This is a genomic window from Seleniivibrio sp. (assembly GCF_021209385.1).
In the GTDB taxonomy this organism is placed as follows: Bacteria; Chrysiogenota; Deferribacteres; order Deferribacterales; family Geovibrionaceae; genus Seleniivibrio.
Genome location: NZ_JAJOIL010000030.1, coordinates 39864 through 52536, shown reverse-complemented (window position 1 = coordinate 52536; position 12673 = coordinate 39864). Strand labels below are relative to the sequence as shown.

Sequence of the window (12673 nt, the reverse complement as noted above, 5' to 3'; positions counted from 1 at the left end):
AACGCCATGCCTTTATTCTCAATTCTCATCCCGACATACAACAGATCAGCTTTGCTTATCAATGCTCTGAAAAGCGTTATGGCACAGGATTTCGATGATTTTGAAGTCATTGTATGCGACGATTGTTCAACAGATGATACAATGTCCGTTATGCAGGAAATATCCGGTAATGACAAAAGAATAAAATATTACAGAAACAACTTTAATCTCGGTCCGGTTGAGAACACTAAAAAACTGCTCTATGATCATGCCGCAGGTAAATACGTTCTGTTTCTCTGTGATGATGACTATCTTTTTGACAGTTCATTTTTCAAAGCAGCCGCAGACGCCATATTTGAAGATCCGGAAGTCGGCGTTGTCATAGCGGATTCAAAAGTTGTCAATTATCATGATAACAGTGAAATAACTGCCAACCTTGAAGGATACGGCATATTTCAGGGGAAGGACTATTTCAGAACCCACAGGCGTCTGGTACCGAATATAAATGCCGCATTTATCGAAACGGAACTTGTTAAAAAGGTATATCGGAGTATCTCCTCTACAAACTGGGAAGCGGGACTTGAAATTCTCTTCAAAACCTACTGGTATTCCAAAGTTGCCCATCTGAACATTACTGCATCTGCATGGGTTCACCATCCGGGCGGAACAGGATTTGCGGCGGCAAACAGAAGTGCCGTATTTTTTATCAGAGCGGTTGACTGCTACTGGAATCTTTACCGTATAATCCTCGAAGACGGAACATTCACAGCCGACGAAATGGCACACGTTGAAAAATATTTTCTCACAAACCCGTTATACGATTTTTTATGCGCCCTCTATAAAGAAGGTATAAGAGACGCGGCAGAAGTTGAAAAACTGTTCAGCGAGAGAAATCCTCTGCTGGGTGAATACCTGCATGAAAAGATAAGCGGACTGACGTGCCGAGGATACGCAAACGGCAAAGGGTTCGCCATATACGGAGCCGGCATAGCGGGAAAAGAGGTTGCCGCGTACCTTAAAAAAGCAGGCATAAAGACAGCTTTCTTTCTTGATGACGGCATAACCGGGGAAGTTTCAGGAATACCTGTCCGTAAAATCTCTTCAATTAATACAGCAGATTATAATATCATCATAGGCATAGGAAACTTAACGGTTTCGGAAAAAATACATGAAGAACTGACTTCACTCGGCGCAGCCAGTATATGCGGATTCAACGATTACATATTCGCCCTTTTCCTTAAAGGCGGGGACAACTGACATGCCTTTCTTCTCTGTTCTGATAGCAACATACAACAGGTGTGATCTGTTACCGAGAGCTGTTGAAAGCGTCATGAGCCAGACCTTTGCAGATTTTGAGGTAATAATCTCCGACGACTGCTCCACAGACCAAACAGCTCAGGTTGCAGAAGAACTGACAAAAAAAGATAAACGTATCAGATATTTCAAAAATGAAAAAAATCTTGGTTCGGTTGCAAACAGTAAAAAGATGGCAATGGAATATGCAACAGGCAAATATTGCATCTACCTGTGCGATGACGACTATTTTACCGATCCGGACTGTTTGGACGAAGTTTATGTGGCGGCGCAATCAAGTACAGATATCGGCTATATCACAGGCTGTTCCGATATCGTAAACGATGACGGAACGTTTTTAAAAAAGAACTGCCACGGATTGCCTTCCGGCACTTATTCAGGAAAGAGGATATTACTAGATCATAAGCTTTTTCTGTCGTTCAACGCCGCATTTACTGAAAGAAATATATTGAAAAAAATATATTCGGATGTTGCAGACGACAACCTCTCTTCCGATGCGGAAATAGTTCTTTCAATTCATGCCTCTGACTGTAAAACAGCTTATATTAACAAAGTTTTTGCCTGCTGGGTGCAAAGTGACGACAGTTACGGGTTTGCTGAGATGGAAAAGTATCCCGCAAAACTCATGTGCTCACTGGACGGATATTGGAAAGCCAGAAACAAATTCAAAAACGAAGAACTTCAGAGATACGATGAACTGCATTTTGTGCCGAAACTTCTGGAAATTATCATGAAACTTGTCGTTTCCGGCATAGATGTCAAAACCGCCTTTCTTTCTATTGAAAAAAGATGTGCGGGAATTGAAGAATATTTTCAAGCAGAAGTTGCTGCAGCAGAACATATTTTCAAACCCGAAGGTAAAAATGCAGTATTCGGCTATGGATTTCTGGGCAGTCTGTTCTGTCGTCTCCTCGATAAATTCAACATCAAATATGACATTATCGACGACAACCCGCAGATATCTGCCGTACGCATGTCCGAAGTAAAACAGAATGAGTATGGCATGTGCGCCATAACCGTGAGCGATTCGGAAGTGTTTAAAAAAATATCCGCAAAATTAAGTGAAAAGAATATTCTGTCGGCAGGTCTGAAAGAGAGCGTCTTTTCGGTTCTTCTATCAGCTCTTTAAAACAAACAACTCTGTACTTGAAAATATCAATTTGGTACAATCAGGTTATACTATTTTGGCGGTGTTCTTTTGGCTAAACTCATCTGGATAACCGGACTCGCGGGAAGCGGAAAAAGTACGATAGGGAATATTATCTACGAACGTTTCAAAGCACTTTCGCCTGCCACAGTATTTCTCGACGGAGATAGAATACGGAATATCTTCGGGGACGATCTGGGGCACGACCCGGACGGACGCATCAAAAATGCCAGAAGAATAGCCGGCTTATGCAAATTCCTTGTTGAACAGGATATCAACGTCATCTGCGCGACCATGTCCCTTTACTCTGAAATTCATGAGTTCAATAGAAATTCCCACACTGAATATTTTGAAATATTCCTCGAATGCAGCATGGATGAACTGAGAAAACGCGACCAGAAGGGGTTGTATTCCATGGCTATGGAAGGCAAAGCCAAAAACATCGTAGGCGTTGATTTGGCTTATGATAAGCCGGAAAAAGCCGATCTGGTTCTTGAGAATACTGCTATGTCAGACATAGAAGGCAATGTAGAAAAAATCCTGAAACTTGTTTTACCATAAGCAGCTTAAGGACACATCGCAGACCCTCGCAGGATAAGATGAAAACAGAAACTTCTGAAAAGAATGAAAAAATAATACTGTCTTCCAAAGCTCAGAATCTTTTTGCGCTGAAAGATCGCGTTAAACAATCTGTAATACTCCCGCTTTTCTGCTTCAAAGTCTCCGATTTTTTTGAAAATGAAAACGCCGTGGCAGACAAAGCCGTGTCTATGTTCGGTAAAACAGACGTAATAATAAGGTCATCCGCAATGTCCGAAGACTGTGCGGAAAGTTCATGTGCCGGAGTTTTCCGCAGTGTGCTTAACGTTTCACCGGATAAAGAAAGCATCATTTCCGCTGTAAGGGAGGTCATAGACAGCTATGACAATTCCGGAGAAAATGAAGTATTCATCCAGCCGATGCTGACCGGCACGGAATATTGCGGCGTAGCTTTTACGGAAGATCCGGAAACAGGGGTCGGTTATTACATCATAAACTACTCTGCAGACGGCTACACCGACACTGTTACGGCAGGGAAAAACAATACCGAAACATGCATAGTTTTCAAAGAAGCAAAAGACATGTGCGCTGACAATTTCATTAAAAAAGTCATCGGTTCATGCGAAGAGATCATGTATCTTACGGGTGAACAAAGGCTTGACATAGAATTTGCATACGCTGAGGAGACAGTTTACATTTTTCAGGTACGAAAAATCACTACTGTTCCGGATGCAGCATTTTCGACGCTGAATCTCTCCGATTCGCTTAACAAGATACACAAAAAAATAAAGAAGCTTAATTCCAGACATCCGGGACTGCTCGGGGACAAAACCATCCTCGGCGTTATGCCCGACTGGAACCCCGCAGAAATAATAGGACTGCGCCCGAAAATGCTGTCGCTCTCCCTTTATATGGAACTTGTAACGGACAGCATCTGGGCATACCAAAGAGATAATTACGGATATCGCAATCTCCGCTCACACCCGCTGATGGTCTCTTTTTTAGGTATACCCTATATTGATGCAAGGGTTTCGTTTAACTCGTTTATTCCTAAAAATCTTGATGACCGCACAGCGGAAAAACTCGCCGGATATTACCTGCGCAAGCTGGAAGATAACAAATTCCTTCATGACAAGGTTGAGTTTGAAATAGTTTTTTCATGCTGGTATCCGGGAATCCAAAAGAAACTGGAAACGCTCTGCAACTGCGGATTCACAAAAGACGAAACAGCCGGGATACGGAATTCTCTGCTGGAACTTACCAACAGGATAATGAAAGAGGACGGCGGGCTTTTCCGCTCCGATATGGCACGGATAGAGACGCTCAATGAAAAATATAAAGAAATATGTGAAAGCGAACTGCCCATTGTCGGTAAAATATACTGGCATCTGGAATACTGCAAAAGATACGGCACCCTGCCCTTTGCGGGGATAGCCAGAGCAGCATTCATCGGTGTTCAGTTTTTAAATTCATTCGAGGAGTGCGGACTTATCTCTTCACATGAAAAGGCGATGTTTCTCTCTTCTCTGAACACCGTCAGCAGGCAGATAAATTCTGATCTGCACAATCTGGACAAAAATGTTTTTCTTGAAAAATACGGACATCTCAGACCCGGAACTTACGACATTCTGTCAAAACGATACGACGAAAGTTTTGAGACCTATTTCGGCGTTGCCGATAACGAAGTACCCGATAAAGAAAATAATTTTGATTTTTCTTCAGAATTCTATTCCGTTCTGGATCAGCTGCTTGATTCGGAAGGCTTTGTCTGCAAAGGCAGAGAACTTGTAAGGTTCATCAAAGACGCTATAGAGGGCAGAGAATATTCAAAACTGATATTCAGCAGATCGGTCAGCATGGTTCTCAAGCTCATCGGCGAATTCGGTGCGAGGGTCGGTCTTGAACCGGAATATCTGGCATTTCTGAACATCAACACCATAAAAAGAATGTATTCATCCATTAACCATCAGGATGTTAAAGATATTTTTATGGAAGATATCAGAACTAACCGTACAGCGTATGATTATACCCTGTCCGTTAAACTTCCCGCTCTTATAACACGCGAGGACGACATCTACAGCTTTATGATAGCTCAGGAGAATCCGAATTTTGTAACTCTGGGACGCGTGCAGGCGGGCGTTGTTGCAGACGGGGAGATAAACTCGTCAGCTCTTCAGGGCAAGATAGTCTGCCTTCCTTCCGCAGACCCCGGATATGACTTTCTCTTCACATGCGGAATCAGCGGGCTTGTAACCTGTTTCGGCGGCGCGAACTCGCACATGGCCATAAGATGCCACGAACTTGGTATCCCCGCCGCAATAGGCTGCGGCTCACGAATATATAAGAAATGCGTATCTGCAAAAAAACTCGAACTGGACGCAGGGAACAGAACGCTGAAGGTGATAGCTTGAAAAAGATAGGTATCACCCAAAGATTTGTTAATATGGAAGAATACACCGAAATAAGAGCCTGTCTGGATATAAGCTGGTTCAGCCTGCTGAACTGCGCAGGATATCTGCCGTGTCCTGTTCCGTATACGGAGGATATCAGCTCCTTCATTCAATCCGTCGGTTTAAACGGAGTGATATTAAGCGGAGGCAATGACCTTTCCTCCGTGTCAGACTCCAATTTGTCGGCGATGCGCGACAGTCATGAGAAAAAAGTAATGGATGTGTGTAATGAAGCAGGAATACCTGTTCTCGGAGTATGCAGAGGGATGCAGTTCATTAATGGTTATTTCGGCGGAGAACTCAAGACAGCGGAAGGACATGCAGGCACACGTCACGATCTTGCCCATAGCAGCGGCAGGTTTTCATTTCTGACGGAAAGATTTAAAAATGTAAACTCTTTTCATAATTATGAGATAGATATACCAGGGTTCGGACTCAGAATACTGAGCAGGTCGGGTGACGGCTGTATCGAATCTTTTGAACACGAGTATCTGAAAATTCTCGGTATCATGTGGCACCCCGAACGAGGTACACAGGAGAACGACATAGAACTTATAAGAAGGTTTTTTGAATGAAACTGATTATTCTTGCTGGCGGCGAAGGGCGAAGACTGCGCCCTCTGACAGATGAAAAACCGAAATGTATGGTGGAAGTTTACGGCAGACCCATGATAGACCACATACTTGATGTATCTGCGAACGCAGGTTTCAGTGATATTGCGGTTGTGTCGGGCTACAAAAGCGAAGTTCTGCACAACCACCTGAAAGACAGAGGAATAACCTTTTTTTTCAACGAGCGTTTCAGCACAACAAACATGGTAGAAACTCTTTTCTGCGCTTCATCATTCGCAGAAGGGGATGATGTGATCATCAGTTATTCCGATATTATTTATAATCCTGAAATCATGCAGAAGCTTTGCTCTGCAGCGGGCGACATGCAGGTTGTCGTTGATACGCAATGGCAGAAACTATGGCAGATGAGGATGGAAGATCCGCTGAAAGATGCGGAAACCATGAAGATAGAGAACGGCAGAATAGTTGAACTAGGTAAAAAACCTGAAAAGATGGAAGATATCCAGGGGCAGTACATCGGATTGATACGGATGTCTCCTGAAACTTTCAAAAAAGCGAAGGAAATCTACAGAAAAGCTCTGCAAGATTCTCCCGATGCCGTAAAAATGTACATGACCGATCTTCTGCAAAGCCTTATTGACACGGGTGTCCCCGCAGTTCCGGTATTCATAAACGGAGGATGGCTGGAGGTCGATTCCGCAGAGGACCTTGAAGCGTACCAAAACAACACCGAACTGCAAAAAAGTATAACAGGTTAAAAGGTTGTATATGATTAATGAATTTATAGAAAACTACGTTAAAAAACTTAAGGGGCTTCTGGACGGAATAGACAGCAATGCCATTGCAGATATAATCAGGATACTGGAAACAGCTCAGCATAAGAAGAGCAATATATACGTTATGGGAAACGGCGGCAGTGCAGCAACAGCTTCGCATATGGTAAACGATCTCGGTGTCGGGCTTCAAAGACGCGGACTGATGTATTTCCGCATATCAAGCCTTGCTGACAACACGCCTGTAACAACTGCTTTAGCCAACGATGTCGGATACGACAATATCTTCGTAAGCCAGCTTGTTAACAGACTTGAACCGGATGATGTTATCATCGCAATTTCGTGCAGCGGCGATTCACCCAATATCGTCCGTGCCTGTGAATATGCGGCAGAGGTCGGAGCAACCATAATAGGCGTCACCGGTTTCGGCGGAGGACGTCTTAAAGAGCTTGCCGACATCTCGTTCCATGTCGACACCCCAAAAGGCGAATACGGGCTGGTGGAGGATATGCACCTTATCCTCGACCACATAATATATTCTTATTACATCAGCAAAGGCGGCTCAAAATGAATAAAGTGATGGTTATCGGATGTAACTCTTTTTCGGGAGCATCTTTCACAGATACATGTCTCAAAGAAGGCTTACAGGTCTTGGGAATAAACAGAAGCGCAGACACCAATCCGGTTTTTCTTAAATACTCGTCAAACCCGAATCTGAACAGATTCACTTTCCGCCCGTATGACCTCAACAAGCATCTTAACGAGATAATTGATGCGGCAAAAGCCGAGCGCATTGACACTGTTGTGAATTTCGCATCACAGAGCATGGTGGGCGAAAGCTGGCAAAAACCTCACCACTGGTATATGACAAACACTCTCTCAACTATAAACCTGCACGAAAGGCTCAGACATCTGGACTTTCTGGACAGATACGTCCATATCTCCACACCGGAAGTTTACGGCAGCTGTTCCGGCGATGTCACCGAAAACAGAAACTACAACCCCAGCACACCCTATGCGACATCCAGAGCCGCAGCAGATATGAGCCTTAAAAACTTTTTCGATACCTATAAATTCCCCGTTCTTTTCACCCGCGCGGCAAATGTTTACGGCGAACATCAACAGCTTTACAGAATTATCCCCAAAGCGCTCCTCTGCTTTTTTTCAGGCAAAAAACTGCCGCTCCACGGCGGCGGACATTCCGTGCGCTCGTTCATACACATAGACGACGTTTCAGACGCAACACTGAAAATTGCAGAAAAAGGACAAATCGGCGACATTTACCACATCGCCACCAGAGAGACTATCTCCATTCGTGCGCTCACACAGAAGATAGCAGCCTATCTCGGCATAGAATATTCGGACGCGGTTGAGATAACCGACGACAGACCCGGCAAAGACAGCGCCTATCTGCTGGACAGCACAAAACTCAGAACCGAGACAGGATGGCAGGACACAGTGGGGCTTGACGAGGGGATAGCCAGAACAGCCGACTGGATAAAAGCAAATCTTGAACTGCTGAACACTCTCCCCGACTATTATATTCATAAGGAATGAACAAATGTTAAAGTTCATAATAAGCAGTTTCGCTGTAAAAGCGGAAGACCTCGGCGACTATTCACCCATGGGGCGAGCGTTTAAAATAATAGAATATTTCGGAGAGTGATCATGGAAAATATACTTGTAACAGGAGCATGCGGATTTAAAGGTACTGTTCTGACAGAAAAACTTCTCAACGCGGGATACGGCGTTACAGCCGTTGACACCATGTGGTTCGGCAACTTTCTGCCCGACCATCCGAAACTTAGAACGATAAAAGCAAACATACTTAAAACCGAAGTCCTTCCCCTTGAAGGGATAGATACCATCATACATCTGGCAAACATTGCAAACGACCCATGCGGAGACCTTAACTCAAAGCTCTCATGGGAGGTCAACTGCCTCGCGCTGATGAACATGCTCGAAAAAGCCATCGCCTGCGGAGTTAAGAAATTTATCTACGCCAGCTCCGGCAGTGTTTACGGTGTTAAAGAAGAGGAACAGGTTACAGAAGAGCTTTCACTCGTTCCAATCTCCGACTACAACAAGACAAAGATGATAGCCGAAAGAGTTCTCATGAGCTATTCCGACAGGATTCAGACAGTGATAATCCGTCCGGCGACCGTCTGCGGATATTCACCCAGAATGCGCCTCGACGTCTCCGTGAACATGCTCACCATGCAGGCGCTCACTAACGGCAGAATCACCGTTTTCGGCGGAAAACAGGTGCGTCCCAACATCCACATACAGGATATCACAGACGTCTATCTTTTCATGATGAACGAAGGAAAAAACCTCACAGGTGTTTACAACGCCGGATTTGAGAATATAAGCATACTCGACATAGCGGAAACAGTCACAAAATACGTTCCGGCAGAGATAGTCGTTACAGAATCCAACGACCCCAGAAGCTATCGTCTGAACTCCGACAAACTGCTTAAAACAGGTTTCAAACCGAAATACAGCATCGCAAAGGCTATCGAAGAGATAATTGAAGCATACAGAAGCGGAAAGCTGAAAGACGCACCCGACTGGTACAACATCAAAACCATGAAGCGTATGGTGGAGGAGAACCGTGACCTCTTCGTATGATGCCGCAGAACTGAAAAACGCATCCGACAGAATACGTTACGGGATTATAAAAAACTCGTCCATGAATCATGTTCCCCATCTGGGTTCATGCCTCTCATGCACTGATATACTTGCGACCCTGCACCTGTCCGTGATGTCTGATGATGATATATTCCTTCTGAGCAAGGGTCACGCCGCACCCGCCCTTTACTTTGTTCTGGCAGAGAAAGGCATAATTTCTAAAAAGGAGATGGAGGACTACGGCAGTGACGGTTCGCTCTTTGGTGAACATCCTCCCGCTCATGGCATAAAAGGCATACATGCAGCCACAGGCTCCCTCGGTCACGGACTGCCTATTCTCTGCGGAATGGCTTTGGCAGCGAAGATTAAAGACGACAGCAGAAGATTTTATACGCTCCTCGGAGACGGCGAATGTAATGAAGGCTCTATTTGGGAAGCTGTGATGTTCGCATCGGCAAAAAAATTGAGCAATGTTACCGCTATAATAGATTTTAACAAGTGGCAGGCAACCGACAGAAGCAGAGAGATCATGCCTCTTGAGCCGTTTGCGGACAAATTCCGCTCATTCGGATGGGAAACAGCAGAGATAGACGGTCATGACCACACCCAGATATTCAAAGCTCTTGCACCTGCTGACAGAGAAAAACCTCTGGTCATAATAGCGCATACGGTAAAGGGTAAAGGTGTCTCTTTTATGGAAGACGACAACAACTGGCACTACCGCACACCGTCAAAGGACGAGGTTGCGGCGGCGGCAAAAGAACTGGGGGCCGCCAATGCGTGACGCATTCGTAAAAGAGCTTGAGAAGCTGGCGGAAACCAACGACAAACTTGTTCTGCTCTCCGGCGACATCGGAAACAGGATGTTCGACAGGTTCAAGGCGGCACACCCTGAAAGATTCTACAACTGCGGAATTGCGGAGGCTAACATGGCTTCCGTTGCGGCGGGACTGGCACTGGAAGGCTTCATCCCCGTGATATACACTATCGCGCCGTTTGCAACGACACGCTGTCTTGAACAGATAAAAATTGACCTCTGCTACCACAACCTGCATGTGATAATCGCCGGAACGGGAGCCGGACTTTCATATGCACCGCTCGGACCGACCCACCACTCAGCAGAGGACATAGCTATTCTCAGGGTCATGCCGAACATGCGGGTACTCTGTCCCTGCGACGCCACAGAAACAAGGCTCGCCCTTGCGGCGGCAGTCAACTCCCACGGTCCCGCCTATCTGCGTCTGGGCAAAAAGGGCGAACCCGTCATATTTCCCGAACCTTATTCGTTTGCTATAGGGAACCCGACACCTGTCATTGACGGAAAAGACGTCTGCCTGCTGGGTATAGGCAACACTGTTCCGCAGTGTCTCGAAGCGGCAAAAATGCTTGAGAATGAAGGCATATCAGCCGCAGTTTACAGCTATCACACGGTAAAACCTCAGAACGAAGAGTTCCTTAAAGATATATTCAGCAAATTTAAAAAGGTCTGCACTGTGGAAGAGCATTTTCTTGCAGGCGGCGGCGGAAGCTCCGTTGCGGAATGGCTCGCCGACAGCGGCATATCCGGCGCAAAACTTATCCGCTGCGGCATAGACGACACATTTATGAAGACCACAGGTTCGCAGAGCTATGCCCATGGGCTTTTCGGTCTGGACAGTGAAACCATACGCAAACGGATACTCGGTGGCAAATGAAAATAGGACTGGATTTTGACAACACAATCGTCAACTATGACAACGCCTTCTGCCGCTGTGCTGAGGAGGAAGGACTCCTTTCGGGTGTGCAGGCGGCAAAAAAAGATGATGTCAAAAGGCTGCTCATAGATTCCGGACGTGAAGAGAGCTGGACAAGACTTCAGGGACTTGTCTATGGTGCGAGGATGGAATATGCCGTTCTCAACAAAGGATTCGGGGATTTCATCAGCACAGCGAAAGAGCTTGGCGCGGAACTGTTCATAGTAAGCCACAAAACCAGATACCCCTACCTGGGTGAAAAATACGACCTCCACGAAGCCGCGTGGGGCTATATCAACAAAAACATAGTATCCAAAGGGTTGGTCAGAAAAGAGAATATATTTTTCCGCCTGACCAAAGAGGAAAAGATTCAGAAGATAGCGGAGCTTAAATGTTCCATGTTCATAGACGATCTGCCGGATATACTCACACACAAACTTTTTCCGAAGACCACTCTTCCCCTCCTCTACGGATTTTCAGATTATCCGGTGTCAAACATAATCCCCTGCCCCGACTGGGCAACAGCAGCAGAAATTTTGCGGAAGTGTACAAATGGATGAGGCTCTGGTCAAAGCGGCAGAACTTTTCGCAGGATACCACTGTGAATTAGCGCCTCTTAAAAGCGGGCGAAACAACAGGGTCTTCCGTTTCGGCTCGGATGGGCAATACGTTCTGAAAGTATTTTTCAAGCACCAAACAGACACCAGAGACAGATACCGTTCGGAAACCGAATTTCTCACTATGATGAACAGCGCAAGGAGTAAGTCCGTTCCCGCACTTCTGCGTCTTCTTCCGGAGCTGAACGCGGAAATTGCCGGATACATCGACGGTTTCAAGGTTGAGCAGGAGAATCTGACAGAAAATGATGTTCTCACCGCCGCCGATTTCCTTCTGGAAATGAACAGCGAAAAGCACAACAGAGCGCCTCTGGGTAATGCTTCCGAGGCTTGTTTCAGTATAAAAGATCATTTCGCTGCCGTTGCAGGCAGGGTGGAACGTTTCAGAAACATGTCGCCAAAGACCAGCGTCGAAAAAGAAGCGGCTGAAATACTTGCATGGACAACAGACAGTCTTGAAAAACTGAAAAACGAATATGCAATGGAACATGACGAAACTGCGGACAGAATAATCTCCCCTTCGGATTTCGGTTACCACAACGCTATAAGGACAAATGAAGGAAGCACAGTTTTCATAGATTTTGAATACGCAGGATGGGACGACCCCGCAAAAACCGTGTCGGATTTTTTCCTCCAGCCGGATTCCGCTCCAGATTTCAGATTCCGCAAATTATTTATGGAAAAAACATCATATCTGGTGAATAATAAAAACGACTTTGAAATCCGATGCGATATTCTGACAAAGCTTTACGCGCGGAAATGGATATTTATAATGCTGAACGAGTTCAGCGCCGACGACCTTCTCCGCAGAAACTTTGCAGACCATCAGGAAACAGCACAAAGACAGGAACAGCAGCTTGCAAAAACTGCTCGCTACATCGAAAAATACAAAGCAATTAATATCTTATAGGTGAAGT

At 45.4% G+C, this 12673-nt stretch carries 13 protein-coding genes; all 13 read left to right on the top strand.

Features of this window, described 5'->3' with window-relative positions; all coding sequences use genetic code 11:
- Nucleotides 1–6 precede the first annotated feature (6 nt).
- The 13 genes from LRY47_RS10320 to LRY47_RS10260 all read left to right on the top strand — a co-directional run bounded on the left by LRY47_RS10320 (nucleotide 7) and on the right by LRY47_RS10260 (nucleotide 12666).
- Entirely contained in the window at nucleotides 7–1236 is a 1230-nt protein-coding gene (locus LRY47_RS10320; RefSeq protein ID WP_295225020.1) for a glycosyltransferase, read from the top strand.
- Nucleotide 1237: 1 nt separating this feature from the next.
- Complete coding sequence (locus LRY47_RS10315; protein WP_295225018.1) at nucleotides 1238–2422, top strand: glycosyltransferase family 2 protein; 1185 nt, start codon at nucleotides 1238–1240, stop codon at nucleotides 2420–2422.
- A 69-nt stretch (nucleotides 2423–2491) separates the two neighbouring features.
- Complete coding sequence (locus LRY47_RS10310) at nucleotides 2492–3001, top strand: adenylyl-sulfate kinase (protein ID WP_295225016.1); 510 nt, start codon at nucleotides 2492–2494, stop codon at nucleotides 2999–3001.
- 38 nt (nucleotides 3002–3039) lie between these two features.
- Nucleotides 3040–5391 (top strand): PEP/pyruvate-binding domain-containing protein, encoded by a 2352-nt coding sequence (locus tag LRY47_RS10305; protein WP_295225014.1) that lies wholly within the window; start codon nucleotides 3040–3042, stop codon nucleotides 5389–5391.
- Nucleotides 5388–6005: a gamma-glutamyl-gamma-aminobutyrate hydrolase family protein gene (locus tag LRY47_RS10300; protein WP_295225011.1), complete on the top strand. Its 618-nt coding sequence runs from the start codon at nucleotides 5388–5390 to the stop codon at nucleotides 6003–6005. The genes LRY47_RS10305 and LRY47_RS10300 overlap by 4 nt, the downstream gene beginning before the upstream one ends.
- On the top strand, nucleotides 6002–6760 hold the full coding sequence (locus LRY47_RS10295) for a phosphocholine cytidylyltransferase family protein (RefSeq protein WP_295225009.1): 759 nt from the start codon (nucleotides 6002–6004) through the stop codon (nucleotides 6758–6760). Before LRY47_RS10300 ends, LRY47_RS10295 begins: the two co-directional genes overlap by 4 nt.
- Nucleotides 6761–6770: 10 nt before the next feature.
- Nucleotides 6771–7346 carry an SIS domain-containing protein gene (locus LRY47_RS10290; protein ID WP_295225006.1) on the top strand — a complete coding sequence of 192 codons (576 nt, stop codon included), beginning with the start codon at nucleotides 6771–6773 and terminating at the stop codon, nucleotides 7344–7346.
- Entirely contained in the window at nucleotides 7343–8332 is a 990-nt protein-coding gene (locus tag LRY47_RS10285) for a GDP-mannose 4,6-dehydratase (protein ID WP_295225003.1), read from the top strand. Before LRY47_RS10290 ends, LRY47_RS10285 begins: the two co-directional genes overlap by 4 nt.
- 111 nt (nucleotides 8333–8443) lie before the next feature.
- On the top strand, nucleotides 8444–9406 hold the full coding sequence (locus LRY47_RS10280; RefSeq protein WP_295225001.1) for an SDR family oxidoreductase: 963 nt from the start codon (nucleotides 8444–8446) through the stop codon (nucleotides 9404–9406).
- The gene (locus LRY47_RS10275) at nucleotides 9390–10190 is read left to right on the top strand and encodes a transketolase (protein ID WP_295224998.1); all 801 of its coding nucleotides are present in this window, start codon (nucleotides 9390–9392) and stop codon (nucleotides 10188–10190) included. The genes LRY47_RS10280 and LRY47_RS10275 overlap by 17 nt, the downstream gene beginning before the upstream one ends.
- Nucleotides 10183–11100, top strand: coding sequence for a transketolase C-terminal domain-containing protein (locus tag LRY47_RS10270; RefSeq protein WP_295224996.1), 918 nt, complete (start codon nucleotides 10183–10185; stop codon nucleotides 11098–11100). Before LRY47_RS10275 ends, LRY47_RS10270 begins: the two co-directional genes overlap by 8 nt.
- Nucleotides 11097–11699, top strand: a complete 603-nt coding sequence (locus LRY47_RS10265) for a hypothetical protein (protein WP_295224993.1) — start codon at nucleotides 11097–11099, stop codon at nucleotides 11697–11699. Before LRY47_RS10270 ends, LRY47_RS10265 begins: the two co-directional genes overlap by 4 nt.
- Nucleotides 11692–12666: a phosphotransferase gene (locus tag LRY47_RS10260; RefSeq protein ID WP_295224990.1), complete on the top strand. Its 975-nt coding sequence runs from the start codon at nucleotides 11692–11694 to the stop codon at nucleotides 12664–12666. Before LRY47_RS10265 ends, LRY47_RS10260 begins: the two co-directional genes overlap by 8 nt.
- The last annotated feature ends 7 nt before the right edge of the window (nucleotides 12667–12673 follow it).